The following is a 20,475-nucleotide window of genomic DNA, read 5'->3' as shown; positions in this document are numbered from 1 at the left end:
CAGTCGGAAAAAGATTTGTGTGGAATGACATTTTTTCGGGGAGATTTTTATTTACATACCGAACTAAAAACTTAACGTTTTGTCAGAGGTAATATTGATTTCTCCAACCGTTCTTATTAATGAAATATACCCTTTTATTTGTCAGTTTAATCGGCTTAACTGCTTGCCAAATGCCACAAAATAACACTCAATCCGCCTCAAAGGTTCAACAATCCACCCCAACGGCGGCGGCCTCCAAAACGGAAGCCAACATAGCGTTGGATAACGCCGTAGCGGCATATCAAGCACAGAATTATACATTGGCATGGACGTTGTTTGAGCAAGCCGATGAACTCGGACACATGAAAGCCGCACGCTATTTCGGCTTAATGCACTTAAACGGCTTAGGCGTAGCAAAAGATCCTGCTAAGGCATTTGACTATTTCCAAAAAGCGGCGGATAAAGGCGACATCACCTCGCAATATTGGCTCGGATTTTTATATGAAAACGGCATCGGCACGCCGCAAAATTATACTAAAGCCCTTGAATTTTATACACAATCCGCCCAACGCGGCGATGTGATTGCCGCCCCTGCCTTGCACGCCTTAGGCAACATGTATGAAAAAGGGCTAGGTGTGAAGAAAAACAGTGTGAAGGCAAACGAATATTATCAAAAAGCCGAAGTTGCCGCGCAAACTCATTTTCAACCTAATTCAAAATAACGGAGCATTTCATGAAAAAATTTGCCTTTTTATTAACCGCTGTAACAGCGCTTTCCGCGTGCCAAGTTTCAGCTGAAAACCCAGTGTGGAACAAAGCCTACGGCGGCGCAGATAAAAGCTACGATTCACAACTTTTGAGCTTGCGCGAACAAATCGCACCGAAATTCCAACAGTTTGAATTTAAAGACAAAAAAACGGGTAAAACGCTGGCATATAATTTATATATTCCGAAAAATCTCGACCCCCAAAAATCCTACCCGCTTGTGATGTTTATCGCTGATGCCAGCACCGCAGGTAAAGGCGTGCTTGCGCCGTTAATGCAGGGCTACGGCGGTATTATTTGGGCAACGGACGAAGCACAGGCGAAAAATCCGGCCTTCGTACTGGTGCCGGCATTTAGCCAAGTTGCCGTACAAGACGATTGGAGCACGACAGACGAAGTAGGCATGGCTTTGCGTCTGTTCAAAAACATCGTACGAAACTACCCGATTGACCCAGCGCGTCTGTACACCACTGGACAATCAATGGGCGGTATGATCTCCTTTTATCTCAACAGTATAGAACCAGATTTGTTCACTGCATCGATGTTTGTCGGCAGCCAGTGGGACATCAATGTGCTCAAACCGCTCACCAAAGCGAAATTTATCTATACCGTCTCCGCAGGTGATCAAAAAGCCTCTAAAGGCATGGCACAAGTAATTGATTTAATGAAGCAAAACAACGTGCCTTATACTGAAACCGAATTGTCCGCCAAACTGCCGCAAAGTGAACAAAATAGCGAAGTAAGCAAAATTCTTGCACAAGGCAAAAACGCCAATTTTATCCGCTTTACGCCAAACACTGTCGTACCGGCTACAGCCAGCGGCAAAAACGGCTCGGAGCATATGTATTCCTTTGACTACGCTTATTTGCTCGAACCCGCGCGTGAGTGGTTGTTGACACAGAAAAAATAAAGCTACATAAAAAAGCTACCCTATTTTAGATTTCGGGTAGCTTTTCTTATTTTTAACCTAAATCAAAACAACGACTTCATTAGCTGTCGCAGCCACTGATAGGCTGGATCTTGGTGAATGCGAGCATGCCAAACCAGCGTTTTATCAAAGCCCGCTATAGCAAGCGGCGGCGTGAAGGTTTTGATTTGGGGATTGTCTGCTACCAATCGTTTGGGTACGACTGCCAGCAAATTTTGTTGGCTGAGTATTTCAGGCAAAATCATAAAATTTTGTACCGACAGCGACACGCTGCGGCTTAATCCCAATTGGCGTAATGCGTCATCGGTCACACCTGCGAAATTGCCGCCCAAATAAGAGACAATCGCTTGTTCGGTTTGGCAAAATTGCGTGAGCGTGAGCGATTTTTCCGCCGCCAACGGGTGTTGCACGCCTACGGCACAGACGTATTCTTCTCGATATAAATTTAATGCATACCCATCTGGTGCATTAAACGCAGGCGTGGTCAAGGCAAAATCAATCTGTCGCTGAGCAAGCTGCTGCGGCAATTGGTTTTCGTTGATGTTGAGCAACGCTACCCGAATATGTGGTGCAAGCGGTTTGAGTTTGACCAAAAATGGTAGGACAACCACTTGCATTGCATAATCGGTACAAGCAATTTTAAGCGTCATTTCTGCCGTGGCGGGGTCAAATTCAGGTATTTGCAACAAGGTTTCAATTTGTTGTAACACTTGTTTCACAGGCATTGCAAGGTTTAACGCACGACTGGTTGGTTCAATGCCACGCTGCATTCGCACAAAAAGCGGATCGTCAAAACTCTCTCGTAGCCGTTGCAAGGTGCCACTCATTGCCGGCTGACTCAACGCCAAACGCTCGGCAGCACGGCTTACATTACGCTCGTCCATTAAAACATCAAAGGCTTTAAGCAGATTCAAGTCTAGATTTCGTAGATTCATCATTTTAGATATTTGCCCAGCAAATAAAAGATATTATAAATTACAATTTCTCTTATATCAAAAGCATCGTTAAAATATGTCCATCATTTAGCAACGAAGGGCAACAAAATGCAAAATTCAATCCATTTTCCAGACGGTTTTTTACCCGGTTTTTCAGACAATTTCTGCTCAAATGAAGTGATCGTGGCAGGGCTTTCCACAGCAGATGTGTGGCAATATCTCAACGACACCAAATTCTGGGCACATTATTACAGCAACGTAGCGGATGTGCGTTTTTACAACGGCTACCAAGGCACAGAACTCTTTGACAAAGCTCGCTTTTTCTTCAAAACCTTCGGCTTCCCCGTGGAAGCGGAAATCACCGAATATGTTGCCCCGAAAGCAGGCGAACCTGCCCGCATTTCGTGGCACGGCTGGGCAGGCGAAGAAGGCACGGATGAGCGTTTAGACGTGCTCCATGCTTGGCTGATTGAAGATTTAGACGGCGGACGCGTACGTATCCTGACCCAAGAAACCCAAAACGGCAAACCCGCCCAAGCCCTTGCTAAAACCGTACCCAATCCGATGATCAACGGTCATCAGGAATGGCTAGACGGTATCGTGAAAAGTGCGAAAGAGAAGTTGAGTGTGTAATAGAAAGCGCCCCGAATTGTGAAAACCCGCCAATTCGGAGCCTTTATTTTTAACACCCTTTTGCTAATATTCTACAAAACCTAATCGTTAACGCCTATTCATTAAACGCTAGCATCATCATTTCATTCAACTGTTTAATTATTTTCTGTGGATGGTAGTCCTGATTTTGCTCAAAGCGGTATTTTGCACTGGCTAAAATCAGTGTCGCCAACATTTCACCTTGAAATTCAAAATGTTGGCGTCTTGTTTTAGCTTGCGCGTATTTGATGAAATTTTGTTTAATCATCAAAAATATATCAAACCAAAGATGATGACATTTAGTGCTGATTTTCCACAATGCCAAAATCAACTCGCGTTTGTCATAAAGAGCTGGAAGAGTTTTATTCATCAGTGTTTGCATATCGAATTCATTTGAAAAACGTTCTTGTAAAAGCGCTTGATATTCCGCCTTAAAATCATCAATCATTGTCCCTGTCAAATCGCTTTTGCCTGAATAGTATTTGTAAAAGGTGGCGCCACAATTTCCTGCACGGCGATTTGCTCAAACTCCTTGTTTTTCAACAACTCGATTAGAGCGTTTCTAATCATTTTATGCGTACGAATAATACGCAAATCTTGTTTTTCGTTTTTTTAATTTTCAGATTCGGGCAGCATAACAATTTTCCCCACGACTGATTAATTATCAATACAAATTCAAAATTTTGTATGGTTATCTTAGCAAATAAACGTAATTTTGATGGTATTTTTCTATAAAAATTCGGATTAAACTGACCGCACTTTATCAAGCAAACAAGGAAATCGGACGGACACAGGTTGCATTCTGCCTGAGAAGTAAAACGATCAACTTCTTGAAAATTTTACAAATCGGGCAAAAATAACGGTGTTTGTTTACATTTAACTTATTTCATTTATGAGGAGTATTTTATGAAGCGTAAAACCGATACCGTGAATTTAGGTTTACCTGTTTTTGCCAACCCCAAAAAAGATTTAATCGGCAAACCGAATGTGTTTACAGATTCTTGGTATGTGTTGTGCAATTTTCAGCACGAAGGGCGTGAAATTGGCTTTGAATGGCATCAAGCCATTTTTACGGAACGCGGTCAAAAAGTCTCTGCTACCGAATTTTTATTGATGGATGCTAGTCGTCAAATTTGGTTGGATAATGCGATTAACGAACCTGTATCAAGCAAAGCAGGCGCGGATTTTGAGCATTGTTCGGTCACGTCCGCCTTTGGCACATTGCAAGGCAATGAACGTGAACTGCACTTAAAAGCAGAAACCGAAAAAGGGGCGATTGATGTCGTGTTACGTCCACAACAACAAATCATGTACAACGGCACGGTGGGCGTGTTGCCACTGTGGGGGTCGCAATCTTTTCAATTCGCCTATCCCAACATGACAATTACTGGCACGATACGCCTACACGATGAAATGATTAAAATTCAAGAAACCACCGCTTGGTTAGACCGTCAATGGACTTATCCAAATCCTGAAAATCGCGGCTTTGATTTTTTGGGCAGTCTGCCGTCTTGGTTGTGGTTGGGTATGACTTTAACGCCCGATAGCCAATCTGCCATTTCATTGTGGGATGTGTGTTATGGCAATGGCGAGCGTTATACTTTTGCGACTTTGCTTGACAAAAACGGCAACCAAAACAATCACATTGCTTATTTAACTTATCGCAATATTTGGGCAAGCGAACGTACAGGCAACAGCTACCCAGCCGAACTTTACATTAAAATTCCAACAGCAAATATTGAATTAACTTTAACCGCTATGTTAGAACGACCCGAGTTCAGCCATGGTAATGATGGAGAGGTGAATATCAACGGCTGCCAAAGTCCTTGTCAAGTGCGTGGACATTATGGCGATACGCCTGTGCAAAGAATGGTGATTTTGGAAATGATCGGCGATGTATGTGGTGAGTTAAAAAGTTAGTCAAACAAAAAATAAGCGGTAAACTGACCGCACTTTTGTTAAATGCGCTTTGCCCGTTAAAAGTTACTCGAAATAACGGGCAGATTTTGCGGAAAATTTGCAAAAATGTAATAGTAAGCCAATTTCCCCCCCTCCCCCCCCCCAAAAAAAAAAAGGTTATTCCTTTCCCGGGTTTGGCTCTTACGAACGTNNNNGAGCTAATCCATTCACCGGATTAGCTCTTACGAACGTAAAAATTAGTTTACATTATTTTTGATAAAGTGGTGCCGGACCGGTTTTGCCGCCCTGTACGCCACTTTCGTATTGTTTCAGGGTTGTACCCGATGCTGAGACTTCCACGCGACGGTTAGGACGCAAACAATCTCTTAACGCCTGACCGGATTCGTTATTACAAGCTTTAACCTGCTGAGCTTTACCATAACCGATTGCACTAATATCAGCATTAACACCCTGCTGGATTAAACGCGCTTTCACGCGCTCGGCACGGCGCTGGGATAAATTCAGATTGTAGGCTTCCGAACCTAAACGGTCAGTAAAGCCCGCCACTTTTACCTGTTTGGCATTTGACGTTTTCAACTGCGCGGCAATATTATCCACCACTTCAGCGCCTTTTACCGTCAATGTATCTTTATCAAAATCAAACAGGAAATCGCCGCTTAAATTAAATGACGAATTGCCGTTACAGCCGTTCGGATACCAGAAGAAATTCTGGGCGTTCATGTTTTTGTCAAACAGGATTTTATATTGGCAGATTTTATGTTCACCGTTTTCACGGTAGTTAAAAGCGTAATCCCACTCACGCACGCCATATAAACCTTCGCTGAAATGTGGACGACCCAACAGATTATAAATCTGATCTTTATTCATGCCGCGTTCAATCATGCGCACATTATCCCAGTTCGGCCAAGAACCGAACTGACTGCCGTCATGGTTAAACACCGATTGATCGATTTTCGGCCATACCAAATTATCGGATGTGCCTTCGTCGGTGACTTTGCTCAAGTTACCGCAAGCCGCTAAGGTTGTAGCCGCAACCGCAGATAATAAAAGATGTGATAATTTCATTTGTGTTACCTTAAATTTTTGATTCCTGACTTTAATAAGTAAGCCATAGCGTTATGGCTCAACCCTGAAGTTTTGCAGTAAACTCCGGTATCGGATAAAGTTGCATAATAGCGAAATCAGTGTCGTTTCAGCGCAGTATAGTAATTGCAATTAAAATTGAAGTAAATTAAAAAAACAATAACTTACACAAATTTACATGTTATTGTACAACTATCGGTATTCTTTACAATAAAGTGCGCCGATTGCGTTGCAGCCAGTTAGTCAACACCGTATCCGCACTTTCTTCCGCCTGTTTGCCCAATTTTTGCGCCAAGGTTTTCTTTAATGCGTATTTTACGGAAAGCACGGTTTTGTCTTTCAGCGCCTGCAAAATCAAATCATCACTGGTAATAATTTCATCCACCAGTTTTAACCCCAGCGCCTGTTGACCGAACCAATGTTCGCCGGTAGCGATTTGTTCAATATCAACCTGCGGGCGATTGCGGCTGACGAATGTTTTGAACAACTGATGCGTTTCTTCCAATTCCTGCTGGAATTTCTGCTTGCCTTTTTCGCTGTTTTCGCCCAGTACCGTCATGGTACGTTTATATTCACCGGCGGTCATCACATCCACGTCCACATCATGTTTTTTCAGTAAACGGTGAATGTTCGGAATTTGCGCCACCACACCGATGGAGCCGATGATCGCAAAAGGTGCGGCGGCAATATTATCCGCCACACAAGCCATCATATAACCGCCGCTGGCCGCCACCTTATCCACCGCCACCGTCAGTTTGATCCCGCGAGATTTCAAACGCGCAAGCTGGGATGCTGCTAATCCGTAACCATGCACCACTCCGCCCGGACTTTCCAGACGCAGCAGCACTTCATCCTGCGCTTGCGCCACGGCAATAATCGCACTGATTTCCTCGCGCAGCGCGGCGGTTTCTGTCGCCGCCATATCACCTTTGAAATTCAGCACGTAAAGGTGCGGTTTGCGCGACGGCGTATTATCGCCCTGTTTGAGCTTTTCCTTTTCTTCTTTGGCTTTCGCTTTATCGGCTTTTTTTCGTGCTTTTTCTGCCTGTTTCAGTGCCGTTTCAGTTAAATGAAACTCGCGCAGTTTTCGGCTGTTTTCTTCATATTCCTGCGATAAATCAGTAATAATCAGCTCGCCTGTCTGATGGGCTTTTTTCTGTTTTAAACTAAACGCCATTGCGACAATACCAGCAACAATCAATAAAATCGTTACTATTTCTAAAATAAACAATCCATAGCCTAGCATAAATTCAGACCACATAGTTTTTCCTTTCTATTAATCAAACATAAATTCGCGTTCATCATAACTTATCTGATATAAAGTGCAATTTTCCGCGCCGATTTTTTACTTATAATTAATAATCTTTTTACTGAAACGGACTTTATTTCCCCAAAATACATTTTATAATGACCGCACTTTCACTTAATTAAAGGAATTATTATGCACAATATTTTAGTATTAAAATCCAGCATTCTTGCCGAACATTCACAAACCAACCAACTTTCCGATTATCTGATTGCAAAATTACCCGACGCCAAGGTGATTGAGCGCGATCTTGCTGCCAATCCGCTGCCGCATTTCGACGGTGTGGCGGCGAACGCGCTGCGCGGCGAACCGAAAAGCGAACAGGACAAACAGTTACTGGCGTTATCCGACAGTTTAATCGCCGAACTCAAAAACGCGGATACCATTGTTATCAACGCGCCAATGTATAATTTCAACATTCCAACGCAGCTCAAAAGCTATATCGATTTCATTGCCCGTCCGCGTGTGACGTTCCAATACGGCGCAAACGGCGCAGAAGGGTTGATTACCGGCAAAAAAGCGGTCGTATTGGCCGCTTTCGGCGGTATCCATCAGGGACAGGCAACTGATCTGGTGACGCCTTATCTGAAAACCTTTTTGGGCTTTATCGGCATTACCGACGTTCAATTCGTTTATGCGGAAGCCATTGGTTTCGGCGCGGAAGCTATCGCAAAAGCGCAAACCAATGCCAGAGCGAAAATCGACGCCATCGTCGCGTCTCTGTAATATCATATTGACTGAAAAACTGTCAGGCGGTTTTGATCAGCCGCCTGCTGTGCTTCGTGATTCAACGCACAATCATCCTGAAATCCGCCAAATCTGCCGCAAACAATAGATAACGCTTGACAAAACAATATTGCACTAGTTTAATAGTGCAAGTTAATTATTGTATTTGAGGAAGTGATTATGGCTGTTCCCTTTATTCATGTATTCAACCAACCGGTCAGTTATCATAATGATCCGACCGCCGTCTTCGCCACGCTGTGTAAAGATCAAAAAAACACCTTATTGCTGGAATCGGCGGAAATCAGCAGTAAAAACAGCTTAAAAAGCCTTTTTCTGATTAATCCGGCAGTGAAAATTTCCTGTTGCGGACAAAGCGTCACATTTAATGCGCTAACAGACAATGGAGAGGCGGTTTTACCATTAATCCAGAGAAAGTTACAGGGTCAAACTACAGTCATTTCCCAGCACCAACGACAACTTACGCTCAAATTCCCGCCGCCTGATCCCAATCTGGATGAAGACAGTAAATTACAAACCACCACGATTTTCGACGGATTACGCTGTCTCACATCACTCTATCAGCACAGCTGCACCCCGATTCTATTGGGTGGCTTGTTCGCCTATGATTTAGTGGCGAATTTTATTCCGATGCACAATATCGAGCTGCAAGACGACGGCTTAACCTGCCCGGACTATGTATTCTATCTGGCGGAAAACCTGCTGGTGTTCGACCATCAGGCGCAAACCTGCACTTTACAGACATTCTGCTTTCATCCGCAGCAGCAACATTCGTTACAACAAAGTGCGGTGGAAATTTGCCGAAAATTACGCAAAATTCAACCGCACTTAAGCGCTCAAGCGGCTTCAACCGACGTGCGCACCAATCTGAACGATGAGCAATTCAAACAGATTATTCGCTCGCTCAAACACCACATTAATATCGGTGATGTCTTTCAGATCGTACCCTCGCGTCGTTTTTCCATCGATTGCCCGAACGCGCTGGCGGCATATCGCCAACTGAAACGCAATAATCCAAGCCCGTATATGGTGTATATGCAGGATGAAGATTTCACCCTATTTTGCGCCTCACCGGAAAGTGCGCTGAAATATTCGGCAGCAAATCGCCAGCTGGAAATTTATCCGATTGCCGGCTCCCGTCCGCGCGGTTTTGATGCGCACGGCAACATCGATCCCGAACTGGACGCACGCCTAGAATTGGAACTGCGACTGGATAAAAAAGAACTTGCCGAGCATTTAATGCTGGTGGATCTGGCGCGCAACGATGTGGCCCGGGTCTGTCGCAGCGGCAGCCGGCAGGTGAAAAACCTGATGAAGGTTGACCGTTACTCGCATATTATGCATTTAGTTTCCCGCGTGATCGGCGAACTGCGTCCCGAACTTGACGCACTGCACGCCTATCAAGCCTGTATGAACATGGGAACGTTGACCGGTGCACCGAAAATCAAGGCGATGCAGCTGCTCTACCGATTTGAACAACAAAAACGCCACAGTTACGGCGGTGCGGTCGGATATTTATCTTCCGACGGCAATTTTGATACCTGTATCGTTATCCGTTCCGCATTCGTGCAAAACGGTATCGCTCATATTCAAGCCGGCTGCGGCGAAGTGCTGGATTCCGATCCGCAAGCGGAGGCGGACGAAACCCGTCATAAAGCCAAAGCGGTGGTTAACGCGATTATTCAGACCAATCGTCAGGCACAGCAACAAGGATAATTCATTATGGCAAATATTCTGTTTTTAGATAATTTTGACTCCTTTACTTATAATCTGGTGGATCAATTTCGCACGCTCGGACATCAAGTGCGGATCTACCGCAATGACTGTTCGCTAGCCTTGCTGGAACAGGCGGCGACACAATACGCCGACACCATCGTGGCGCTCTCGCCGGGACCAGGTAATCCAAGTGAAGCGGGCATTTTATTACCGCTGATAAAAAAACTGGCGGGCAAAGTGCCGATGATCGGAATCTGCCTCGGACATCAGGCATTAATTGAAGCTTTTGGCGGCAAAGTGGTACACGCCGGCGAAGTGCTGCACGGCAAAGTTTCCGCCATTCGGCATGATGAACAGGCGATGTTTGCCGGGCTGGCAAACCCCATGCCGGTGGCGCGTTATCATTCGCTGATGGGTGATGCATTGCCGGAAGAATTTGTTGTCAATGCCGAATATAACGGTATTATTATGGCGATTCGCCACAAAACATTGCCGATTTGCGGCTTTCAGTTTCATCCGGAAAGTATTCTGACCGTACAGGGTTCAAAACTGTTGGAAAATGCCGTTCACTGGCTGCTGGCGCGCTGATATTGCCATATTCACCCACAAAACCAATTGAATACCGAAAAAAGGACATACTGATGATTATCGTTTATGGACTCAAACCGCAGCTGAACCCGCGTAAACAGCAATTAATGGACATTATTTTTCACTGTCTGCATCTGGAATTAGGCATTCCGCCACGCAAGCATGCGCTGCGCTTTATCGGTTTGGAGGTAGAAGATTATTTTTACCCCGAAGGTCGCAGTGCGGATTTTACCGTGATTGAAATTAATCTTATGCAAGGGCGCACAGAATTCACCAAGAAGCGGTTAATAAAAATGTTGTTTTGTGAACTGGAAGACAAGCTGGGCATCGCGCCAATCGACCTTGAAATCACCATTAAAGAGCAACCCGCCCACTGTTGGGGATTCAGAGGGATGACCGGCGATGAAGCCCACGATCTGAGTTACAATATTCATCGCTAAAAACCACCGCACTTTATACTAATAAAAAGAAGGAATAGACTATGCAAACTGCGCAACTTCTCTCTCAACTGTTTGACAAACAACCCTTAACTCAATCGCAAACGGAAACGCTGTTTAATGCAATTATGCGCGGAGAATTAAGCAACGAACAACTTGCCGGCGCATTGATCGCGCTTAAATTACGCGGCGAAACGGCAGAAGAAATCAGCGGCGCCGTCAATGCCGCCCTTGCCAATGCACTGCCGTTCCCGACACCGCGCTATGCTTTTGCGGATATTGTCGGTACCGGCGGTGACGGCGCCAATACTATCAACATTTCCACTGCCGCCGCCATTACAGCCGCCGCCTGCGGCGTGAAAGTCGCCAAGCACGGTAATCGCAGCGTATCAAGCAAAACCGGTGCCAGCGATGTACTCGCTGCGCTGGGGGTAAAAATTGACATGAACGCCGCCACCGCGCGCAAAGCCTTAGATGAAATCAATCTCTGTTTCTTATGGGCGCAGCATTATCATCCCGGATTCAAATATGCGGTGCCGGTACGCCAAGCGCTGCAAACCCGCACTATTTTTAATATTCTGGGTCCACTGTGCAATCCGGCACGCCCGAAACGCCAGTTGTTAGGGGTTTATTCAGCGGCGTTAATTCAGCCTTATGCAGAAACCGCCGCTCGCCTCGGTCATCAGCACAGTATCGTCGTGCATGGTGCTGGACTGGATGAAGTCGCCATTCATGGTAAAACCCAAGTGGCGGAAATCCGCGACGGAAAAATTGAGCGCTATAGCCTGTCCGCCTATGATTTCGGTTTTCAACCGCAGCCGCTAGAAAGCCTGCGCGGCGGCAATCCCGCGGAAAATGCCGCAATTCTCACCGCACTTTTACAAGGGCGCGGTAACGCCGAGCATGTGCAGGCGGTGGCAATGAATACCGCATTGTTGTTAAAATTATTCGGTCATGACGACATTAAGCAAAATGCCGAACGGGCAGCCGATATGCTTGCCACTGGTAAAGCCTTTGACATACTGCACAAACTGACCGATTATTAATCCTATCTGATTATAGATCTTGTCTGAAGTAAGGAGCTCATTATGTATAAACTCTATTTCTACGCCCCATTGTCCTCCTGGTCACTGCGTCCCTGGATATTGTTGAAAATGTTGGATATTCCCTTCGCCGAACAGCAGGTTCCCTACTCTCAGGACAAAGCCGAATTAAGTCGTCTACTCGCCACCTTTTCACCGACTGCAAAAGTGCCAGTGCTACAAGACGGCGAACGCTATATTTGGGACAGTCTAGCGATTGTCGAATATCTCGCCGAAAGCTATCCTCAAGTATGGCCGTCAGACGCCGCCGCCCGCGCATGGGCGCGTAGTGCTTGCGCTGAAATGCACTCTGGTTTTGAGCAGCTGCGCACGCTCTGTTCCTATGATCCGCTGAAACACACTGCATTAACGGAAATCCCGCCCGCACTGCTCCACGATCTGCAACGAATTAACCGCTTATGGCAGGAAGGGCTGAGCCGTTTCGGCGGCGAATATTTAGGCGGCAAGCAGTTTACTGCGGTGGACGCCTTTTTCACTCCGGTAGTCGGACGCATCGAAAGCTATGGCTTGCAGCGCTATCTGGATCCGCAGCCTTATGCCTATTTTCAGCGCATCAACGCCCTGCCGGCATTGCAGGAATGGTTAACCAAATAAGTGAACGCAATATGATAACGATCAATCTGGATGATAAACCGACTATTTTGCAACAAATCGTACAGGATAAAATTCGCTGGCTTGAACAAAAACAAGCCGCATTTCCGCTGGCGCAATTTAAGCAAAACATCCGCAAATCCGACCGCTCTTTTTACAGCGCATTGGCGAAAGGTACGCGTCTGCGCCCGGCATTTATTCTGGAATGTAAAAAGGCCTCGCCGTCCAAAGGCTTAATCCGTGCCGAATTTAATCTGCCGGAAATCGCAGCAGTCTATAAACATTACGCCTCGGCGATTTCCGTACTCACCGATGAAAAATATTTTCAGGGCGATTTCACTTATATTGAACAGGTTCGCCGACTGGTCAACCAGCCGGTGCTGTGCAAAGATTTTATGCTCAGTGAATATCAGGTCTACTTGGCACGCTATCATCAAGCGGATGCCATTTTGTTAATGTTGTCGGTATTGGATGACGAAACCTACACCGCCCTTGCCGCACTGGCGCATGAGTTAGGCATGGGCGTGTTAACCGAAACCGCCAATCAGGCGGAATTAGACCGCGCTATCGCACTGGGCGCCAAAGTAATCGGCATCAATAACCGCAATCTGCACGATCTTTCCGTGCATATTCGGCGTACGCCGCCTTTGGCGGAACAAATCCCGACAGATCGCATTATTGTCAGCGAATCGGGCATTTACCAGCACAATCAAGTACGGCAGTTAAAACCTTATGTGCATGCGTTTTTAATCGGCAGCAGTCTAATGGGCAGTGATGATCTGAATAACGCCGTGCGCGCAGTAATTTTCGGTGAAAATAAAGTCTGCGGGTTAACTCGTCCGCAGGATGTGGAGGCGGTTTATGCCGCTGGCGCCCTGTACGGTGGTTTGATTTTTGCCGAGCATTCCCCGCGTCAGCTGTCATTGCGTCAAGCGCAGGAATTAGTGACGCGGGCTCCACTGCGTTTTGTCGGCGTATTCCAAAATCAACCCATTGAATTTATTTGTAAAATTGCCGCACAACTCAACCTGTTCGCCGTGCAGTTACACGGTGTTGAAACAGTGGAATTTATCACCGCACTGCGCGCCGCACTGCCTGCCCGTTGCCAAATTTGGCAGGCGATTGCCGTTGATATTGAGCGACAAAGTGCGGTACAAATTACGCCGATTTCCGCCGTTGATCGCTACGTGCTAGACAGCAAGCTCGGCAACCGACGCGGCGGAACAGGCACGGCGTTCGACTGGTCGCAGATTCCTGCCGCACTCAAAGATCGAATTATGCTGGCCGGCGGCATTGGACCGCACAATATCGACTCAGCGCTGAATCAGGGGTGTATCGGCGTAGATCTTAATTCCGGCGTAGAAAGCGCGGCGGGCATTAAAGATCCGCATAAGCTGTCGGCGGTATTCGCTAAAATCCTCGATCACTAATTCAATCCCGACCGGAGAGACAACGTGCCGCTCCGGTTTTTAGCATGCCTTTAACAACTCATTCAGCCTTTGTTCAACAAAATATCTATTTATCGAAAAAAGCGCTACACTTTTATGTACTAGTGTAGTAGTATTTAATTTATCAAAAACAAATCACTCATAAGGAAGCTCTATGTCAGATACACTTCTCGATCCCTATTTCGGCGAGTTCGGCGGCATGTATGTGCCCGAAATTCTGGTGCCGGTGTTAAAACAGCTGGAAAAAGCCTTTGTCGAAGCCAAAGACGATCCCGCCTTTCAGCAGGAATTTCAGGATTTACTGAAAAATTATGCCGGTCGCCCGACCGCTTTAACCCTGTGCCGTAACCTAACCAAAGGGTCAAAAACCAAACTCTATTTAAAACGTGAAGATTTACTGCACGGCGGTGCACATAAAACCAATCAGGTACTCGGTCAGATTCTGCTGGCAAAACGCATGGGCAAAACCCGCATTATCGCTGAAACCGGTGCCGGTCAGCACGGTGTCGCCACGGCGCTTGCCTGTGCCATGCTGAATATGCCGTGCAAAATTTATATGGGCGCCAAAGATGTGGAACGCCAATCACCGAATGTTTTTCGCATGCGTTTAATGGGCGCCGAGGTGGTAGCGGTGGAAAAAGGTTCCTGCTCGCTGAAAGACGCCTGTTGCGAGGCCATGCGCGACTGGTCAGCCAATTATGAACACACTCATTATTTATTAGGTACCGCGGCAGGTCCACATCCGTTTCCAACTATCGTGCGTGAATTTCAAAAAATGATCGGCGAAGAAACCAAACGACAGATTTTGGAACGAGAAGGGCGTTTGCCGGATGCCGTCATTGCGGCGGTGGGCGGCGGTTCCAATGCTATCGGCATGTTCGCCGATTTCATTCAGGAACAATCGGTACGTCTGATAGGTATTGAACCGGCGGGCAAAGGCATTGCCACCGGTGAGCACGGCGCGCCGTTACGCCACGGCAAAGTGGGGATTTATTTCGGGATGAAATCGCCGATTATGCAAACCGAAGACGGACAAATTGAAGAATCCTACAGTATTTCCGCCGGTCTGGATTTTCCGTCCGTCGGTCCGCAGCACGCGTATTTGCATGCTATCGGTCGTGCAGAATATGAAAGTATCACCGATGATGAGGCATTGGATGCGTTTCAGGCGCTTGCTCTGCATGAGGGCATTATTCCAGCACTGGAAAGCGCCCATGCATTAGCTCACGCCTTAAAATTGATTAAACAACATCCGCAGCAGGAACAACTGTTAGTGGTCAATCTATCCGGGCGCGGTGATAAAGATATTTTCACCGTTGATAAAATTTTAACTGCAAGGGGGAAAATCTAATGTCTCGTTTCAATACGCTATTTGCACAACTGGCGGCGAAAAAACAAGGCGCCTTCGTTCCCTTTGTTACCCTTTGTGATCCGGATTTTGACCGCTCTTTTGAGATTATCTGCACTTTGGTGGATAACGGCGCCGATGCACTGGAACTAGGTTTTCCGTTTTCAGATCCGTTGTTGGACGGTCCGGTGATTCAGGCTGCCAATAATCGGGCATTACAGGCAGGTTGCAGTACGGCGGAAAGTTTCCGTTTATTGGAAAAAGTGCGGTCGAAATATCCGCAGATTCCAATCGGTCTGCTACTCTGCGCCAATCTGATTTACGCTCAAACGCTGGACGGTTTTTATCAACATTGCGCGGATATCGGCATTGATGCCGTATTGGTGGCGGACGTACCGCTGTTGGCGGCAGCACCTTATATTCAGGCGGCTAAAAAGCACGGCGTGCAACCGGTGTTTATCTGCCCACCGAATGCTGACGAACACACCATACAAGCCGTTGCCGCGCACAGTGAAGGTTATACCTATCTGGTTTCGCGCGCCGGCGTTACCAGCGCCGAAAACCAAACCCATGCGGTCAATCTGGATACTCTGATCGAACGCTTGCACGCCCATCACAGCGCACCAATTCTGCAAGGTTTCGGCATCGCCGCGCCGGCGCAGGTGAAAGCAGCGCTGCAATTAGGTGCCGCCGGTGCGATTTCAGGTTCGGCGACGGTGAAAATCATTGAACGTCACCTGAATAATCACGCCCAATGTCTGTCCGAACTGGCAGAGTTCGTTAAAGCGATGAAAGCCGCCACAATATAACGGATTATGCTTGTTTAAAAGCCCTAGCTGCAATCTGAGACTAGGGCTTTTTCATTGTACAGCGATAGGATTCGGGCTATACTGTGCAGCCGATATGCAGGAGTATAACAATGAAAAAAATCGAACAGTTGTTTGCCAATAATTACAGTTGGGCAACACGCATGAAAGAAGAAAATTCCAATTATTTTAAAGAACTTGCCGAACATCAAACCCCGGGATATTTATGGATAGGCTGCTCGGACAGCCGCGTGCCGGCGGAAAAACTCACCAATCTGGGACCGGGGGAACTGTTTGTACACCGCAATGTCGCCAATCAGGTTATTCACACGGATTTAAACTGCCTGTCGGTGGTGCAATATGCGGTGGACGTGCTGAATATCGAACATATTATTATCTGCGGACACACCAATTGCGGCGGCATCAAGGCGGCAATGGCGGAACAGGATCTGGGGCTGATTAACAATTGGTTGCTACATATTCGTGATATTTGGTTTAAACACAGCCATTTACTCGGCAAACTGTCGCCGGAAAAACGCGCGGATATGCTGACCAAACTGAATGTCGCGGAACAGGTTTATAATCTGGGACGTTCTTCAATCGTGCAATCCGCCTGGCGCAACGGCAAAAAACTGTCGCTCCACGGTTGGGTCTATGATGTTAACGACGGTTTTTTGATTGATCAGGGCGTAATGGCAACCAGTCGCGAATCATTGGAAATTTCCTATCTGAACGCCATTGCTCGTTTATTAAAACTGGAAGAAGATGATTTTTTAAAGAAAGCGCATCAACAAACAGACGAAAATACTACCGCACTTTAACCCTAACCGACTTTTATTATTGTTTTATAAGGATTTTATCATGCAACACAGCGCGTTATACCCAACCGTTTACGTCTTAGGCAATGGACAACTTGGTCGTATGCTGCGTTATGCGGGTGCGCCACTGGATATTAGCGTGCAGCCCCTGCCATTCGATGCCGCTCCTTTCCAACTGCCAGCCGACAGCATCATTACTGCGGAAATTGAACGCTGGGAGGCGACACCGTTAACCGATATGCTGAGCAATCACCCGCATTTTATTAATCGTTCGGTATTCGGGCGTCTGGCGGATCGGCTGACACAGAAATCGCTGCTTGATGAACTGGCATTGCCGACCGCGCCTTGGTGCCTATTGGAAAATCCGCAGCAATGGTCGCAGGTATTCGAGCGTATCGGCGACAAAGTGGTCGTAAAACGGCGCACCGGCGGATATGACGGGCGCGGTCAGTGGATTGTGGCACGGGAAAACGCCTCAATTATCGGCGATGACCTGTTTCAACAAGTCATTGCCGAAAAATTTATTCCTTTTGATTACGAAGTCTCCTTAGTCGGCGCCAGATTCAAAAACGGCGAAACGCGTTTTTACCCGCTAACTCATAATCTGCAACAAAACGGCATTTTACGCTACAGTGTAGCCGATACCTTGCCACAGCAAAGTGCACAACAGCAACAGGCGGAACAGATGCTGGCGAAGATCATGACGCATCTGGATTATGTGGGCGTGATGGCGATGGAATGTTTTGTCGTCGGCGAACGCTTGTTAATTAACGAGCTGGCGCCGCGCGTACATAACAGCGGGCATTGGACCCAGCTCGGCTGTACGATCAGCCAATTTGAACTGCACCTGCGCGCCTTGCTTGATCTGCCAACGCCGCCGTTGCAAGCCAGCATGCCCAGTGTCATGGTGAATCTGATCGGCACCGCGCATAATGCCGCGTGGTTAAACACGCCGTGCAGTCAATTACATTGGTATGGTAAAGCCGTGCGACCGGGTCGTAAAGTTGGACATATCAATCTGGCGCATCCGGATAAAAAAATGATTATTACACAGCTGATGAAACTACGTGGCGAATTACCGCCGGATTATCAATCCGGTCTGGATTGGGCGATTGAAAAATTACAATAATCCGCCTGCATTCTGCGCTTTTTTCAATAAACCGATAAAAAGCGCGGATTACCCCGAATAAGGGCTTGCCAATGCGAGCCTTTATCAGTATAAAAGAGATCTCAAACACATCATTTCACTTATAAGGATCAAGCATTATGTTCGAAAATATCCAAGCCGCACCGGCAGACCCAATTCTCGGTTTAGGTGAAGCGTTCAAATCAGAAACCCGCGCCAATAAAATCAATCTTGGCATCGGTGTTTATAAAGATGCGCAAGGCGCTACGCCAATAATGCAGGCGGTCAAAACGGCGGAACGTCGCCTGCTTGAAGCGGAAACCAGCAAAAACTATCTGTCTATTGACGGTGTGGCGGATTTCAATGCGCGCACGCAGGCATTATTATTTGGCGAAGGGTCCGATATCGTCGCCCAACGTCGCGCTAAAACCGTGCAAAGTTTGGGCGGCACCGGCGCATTACGGATTGCCGCTGAATTCATCAAACGCCAGACTAAAGCGCAAAACGTTTGGATCAGCTCGCCGACCTGGCCGAATCATAACGCCATTTTCAATGCGGTGGGCATCACTATCCGCGAATACCGTTATTACGATGCGCAGCGCAAAGCGTTAGATTGGGAGAACTTAATCGCCGATCTCAGCAATGCCGATGAAGGCGATGTGGTATTACTGCACGGCTGCTGCCATAACCCGACTGGTATCGATCCGACTCCGGAACAATGGCAACAACTGGCGCAAATGTCCGCGCAAAAGGGCTGGTTGCCCCTGTTTGATTTTGCTTATCAAGGGCTCGCCAACGGTCTGGATGAAGACGCACTGGGCCTGCGCACCTTTGCCGCCAACCACAAAGAACTGCTGATTGCCAGTTCCTATTCGAAAAACTTCGGCTTATATAATGAACGTGTCGGTGCATTCACGCTGGTCGCAGAAAATGAAACCATCGCCGCGACGGCGTTGACACAGGTCAAAACCATTGTACGCACGCTCTATTCCAACCCGGCCTCGCACGGCGCTTCAAGCGTCGCATTGGTGCTTGCCGACCCGGAATTAACCCAGCAATGGAGCACGGAACTGGCGGAAATGCGCAATCGAATCAAACAAATGCGCAACCTGTTCGTTCAATTGCTGAAAGAATACGGCGCGCAACAGGATTTCAGTTTTATTATCCAGCAAAACGGCATGTTCTCTTTCAGCGGTTTAACCCCGGCGCAAGTGGATCGTTTAAAAGACGAATTCGCCATCTACGCCGTGCGTTCCGGTCGCATTAATGTCGCAGGCATTACCGAAGACAATATTCGTTATTTATGTGAAAGCATCGTGAAAGTCCTATAAGCGATTTCGCGATTCTGCACAAAAACGCACCGCACTTTATCCGACAAGGCGAAAAGTGCGGTGCGTTTTTTATCAATTTTTACGTTTGACCGAATTTACGATTGCCACATTGCGCGGCAGCATGCGTTACCTCTCGCACGGCAAGACGGCAATATTAATATTCGCCTAAAATCCTGAACGCCAGCTTATCTTTTTCGGCAAAAATTCTGACCGCTCTTTGCATAAATTCAGGCGCGATCTTCTCTTTGTACAAAAAACGGCTGTTGACGGCGACAAACTCGGCATCCAGATGCTGCACATAAATCGATCCCGCATTTGCATTCACGCCCGCCATGGCACGCCCGCGCAATTTGCCGTAAATATGAATATTGCCGTCCGCCGCCACTTCCGCGCCTGCCTCGACATTGCCGTGAATAATCAAATCACTGTTTTTGGCATAAACCACCTGTGTCGCCTTTACATCCTGTTCGATCACTTTGGTCGGTAAATAACGCGGCTCCGGCAGCACCGCCGAGACATCGTCGCTTTTGCCCAGCACGGCAAAACCGGCGGCAACAATCAGTTCTTTTTGTAAATTATTCTGCCAGTCAGCAACACCGATGACCTGAATATTAAATTCCGCCAGCAGATTTTTCAGTGCGCTTAAATTGACTTTTTCCAGCATGGCGTTAAATTGCAAAATCACGGCGATATGTTGGAAAAACGACGGTGATTTTTTGATTTTCTTCATCAAGGCACGTTTTATCACATTAAGGCTTGCACTGTTTAAGGTAAGAAAAACGGAAGAAAACTGTCCCGTCCGCAGTTCAACAATATCTTGCGCCATAAGCTGTTCCAAACTGAAAATAAAGT

The 20,475-nt window shown here is 46.9% G+C and carries 21 protein-coding genes; 16 read left to right on the top strand and 5 right to left on the bottom strand.

What is annotated here, in order from left to right:
- Positions 1-119 precede the first annotated feature (119 nt).
- Both BN3349_RS11480 and BN3349_RS11475 read left to right on the top strand, forming a co-directional pair.
- Positions 120-701: a tetratricopeptide repeat protein gene (locus tag BN3349_RS11480; protein ID WP_143933757.1), complete on the top strand. Its 582-nt coding sequence runs from the start codon at positions 120-122 to the stop codon at positions 699-701.
- Between the two features lie 11 nt (positions 702-712).
- Complete coding sequence (locus BN3349_RS11475) at positions 713-1,654, top strand: carboxylesterase family protein (protein ID WP_040977516.1); 942 nt, start codon at positions 713-715, stop codon at positions 1,652-1,654.
- A 62-nt stretch (positions 1,655-1,716) separates the two neighbouring features.
- On the opposite strand, the gene BN3349_RS11470 is transcribed toward BN3349_RS11475, so the two are convergent.
- Complete coding sequence (locus BN3349_RS11470; RefSeq protein ID WP_040977515.1) at positions 1,717-2,610, bottom strand: LysR family transcriptional regulator; 894 nt, start codon at positions 2,608-2,610, stop codon at positions 1,717-1,719.
- Positions 2,611-2,715: 105 nt separating this feature from the next.
- Here BN3349_RS11470 and BN3349_RS11465 point away from each other — a divergent pair, with 105 nt between their 5' ends.
- Positions 2,716-3,240 (top strand): SRPBCC family protein, encoded by a 525-nt coding sequence (locus tag BN3349_RS11465; protein ID WP_040977514.1) that lies wholly within the window; start codon positions 2,716-2,718, stop codon positions 3,238-3,240.
- Between the two features lie 94 nt (positions 3,241-3,334).
- Here the strand turns inward: BN3349_RS11465 and BN3349_RS11460 are convergent, their stop codons facing one another.
- Positions 3,335-3,718, bottom strand: coding sequence for a hypothetical protein (locus BN3349_RS11460; RefSeq protein ID WP_143933755.1), 384 nt, complete (start codon positions 3,716-3,718; stop codon positions 3,335-3,337).
- Between the two features lie 446 nt (positions 3,719-4,164).
- On the opposite strand from BN3349_RS11460, the gene BN3349_RS11455 reads away from it, so the two are divergent.
- Positions 4,165-5,178, top strand: a complete 1,014-nt coding sequence (locus BN3349_RS11455; protein ID WP_048736382.1) for a lipocalin-like domain-containing protein — start codon at positions 4,165-4,167, stop codon at positions 5,176-5,178.
- 246 nt (positions 5,179-5,424) lie between these two features.
- On the opposite strand, the gene BN3349_RS11450 is transcribed toward BN3349_RS11455, so the two are convergent.
- The gene (locus BN3349_RS11450) at positions 5,425-6,243 is read right to left on the bottom strand and encodes an OmpA family protein (RefSeq protein WP_040977513.1); all 819 of its coding nucleotides are present in this window, start codon (positions 6,241-6,243) and stop codon (positions 5,425-5,427) included.
- A 223-nt stretch (positions 6,244-6,466) separates the two neighbouring features.
- Positions 6,467-7,522 carry a protease SohB gene (sohB, locus tag BN3349_RS11445; protein ID WP_040977512.1) on the bottom strand — a complete coding sequence of 352 codons (1,056 nt, stop codon included), beginning with the start codon at positions 7,520-7,522 and terminating at the stop codon, positions 6,467-6,469.
- A gap of 180 nt (positions 7,523-7,702) precedes the next feature.
- Here sohB and BN3349_RS11440 point away from each other — a divergent pair, with 180 nt between their 5' ends.
- From BN3349_RS11440 to BN3349_RS11385, 12 genes are all read left to right on the top strand, one after another.
- Complete coding sequence (locus tag BN3349_RS11440) at positions 7,703-8,293, top strand: FMN-dependent NADH-azoreductase (protein WP_040977511.1); 591 nt, start codon at positions 7,703-7,705, stop codon at positions 8,291-8,293.
- A 180-nt stretch (positions 8,294-8,473) separates the two neighbouring features.
- Positions 8,474-10,027 carry an anthranilate synthase component I gene (gene trpE / locus BN3349_RS11435; protein WP_040977510.1) on the top strand — a complete coding sequence of 518 codons (1,554 nt, stop codon included), beginning with the start codon at positions 8,474-8,476 and terminating at the stop codon, positions 10,025-10,027.
- A 6-nt stretch (positions 10,028-10,033) separates the two neighbouring features.
- On the top strand, positions 10,034-10,615 hold the full coding sequence (locus BN3349_RS11430; protein WP_040977509.1) for an aminodeoxychorismate/anthranilate synthase component II: 582 nt from the start codon (positions 10,034-10,036) through the stop codon (positions 10,613-10,615).
- Between the two features lie 53 nt (positions 10,616-10,668).
- A complete protein-coding gene (locus BN3349_RS11425) occupies positions 10,669-11,055 on the top strand; it encodes a tautomerase family protein (RefSeq protein WP_040977508.1) in 387 nt (128 codons plus the stop codon).
- 41 nt (positions 11,056-11,096) lie between these two features.
- Positions 11,097-12,098: an anthranilate phosphoribosyltransferase gene (gene trpD / locus BN3349_RS11420; protein WP_040977507.1), complete on the top strand. Its 1,002-nt coding sequence runs from the start codon at positions 11,097-11,099 to the stop codon at positions 12,096-12,098.
- A gap of 42 nt (positions 12,099-12,140) precedes the next feature.
- Positions 12,141-12,749, top strand: a complete 609-nt coding sequence (locus BN3349_RS11415) for a glutathione S-transferase family protein (RefSeq protein ID WP_040977506.1) — start codon at positions 12,141-12,143, stop codon at positions 12,747-12,749.
- An 11-nt stretch (positions 12,750-12,760) separates the two neighbouring features.
- Positions 12,761-14,176: a bifunctional indole-3-glycerol-phosphate synthase TrpC/phosphoribosylanthranilate isomerase TrpF gene (gene trpCF, locus BN3349_RS11410; RefSeq protein ID WP_040977532.1), complete on the top strand. Its 1,416-nt coding sequence runs from the start codon at positions 12,761-12,763 to the stop codon at positions 14,174-14,176.
- Positions 14,177-14,348: 172 nt separating this feature from the next.
- On the top strand, positions 14,349-15,545 hold the full coding sequence (gene trpB / locus BN3349_RS11405; RefSeq protein ID WP_040977505.1) for a tryptophan synthase subunit beta: 1,197 nt from the start codon (positions 14,349-14,351) through the stop codon (positions 15,543-15,545).
- Positions 15,545-16,351, top strand: a complete 807-nt coding sequence (gene trpA, locus BN3349_RS11400; RefSeq protein WP_040977504.1) for a tryptophan synthase subunit alpha — start codon at positions 15,545-15,547, stop codon at positions 16,349-16,351. The genes trpB and trpA overlap by 1 nt, the downstream gene beginning before the upstream one ends.
- Positions 16,352-16,461: 110 nt before the next feature.
- Complete coding sequence (gene can / locus BN3349_RS11395; protein WP_032109916.1) at positions 16,462-17,169, top strand: carbonate dehydratase; 708 nt, start codon at positions 16,462-16,464, stop codon at positions 17,167-17,169.
- Positions 17,170-17,209: 40 nt separating this feature from the next.
- A complete protein-coding gene (purK, locus tag BN3349_RS11390; protein ID WP_040977503.1) occupies positions 17,210-18,295 on the top strand; it encodes a 5-(carboxyamino)imidazole ribonucleotide synthase in 1,086 nt (361 codons plus the stop codon).
- Between the two features lie 137 nt (positions 18,296-18,432).
- Positions 18,433-19,623: an amino acid aminotransferase gene (locus tag BN3349_RS11385; RefSeq protein ID WP_040977502.1), complete on the top strand. Its 1,191-nt coding sequence runs from the start codon at positions 18,433-18,435 to the stop codon at positions 19,621-19,623.
- A gap of 154 nt (positions 19,624-19,777) precedes the next feature.
- Here the strand turns inward: BN3349_RS11385 and minC are convergent, their stop codons facing one another.
- Positions 19,778-20,449, bottom strand: a complete 672-nt coding sequence (minC, locus tag BN3349_RS11380; protein WP_040977501.1) for a septum site-determining protein MinC — start codon at positions 20,447-20,449, stop codon at positions 19,778-19,780.
- Positions 20,450-20,475 lie beyond the last annotated feature (26 nt).

The sequence above is a fragment of the Necropsobacter massiliensis genome (assembly GCF_000827595.2).
GTDB lineage: Bacteria > Pseudomonadota > Gammaproteobacteria > Enterobacterales > Pasteurellaceae > Necropsobacter > Necropsobacter massiliensis.
The sequence above is the reverse complement of the archived record's forward strand: the minus strand, read 5'-3'. Positions and strand labels throughout refer to the sequence as shown.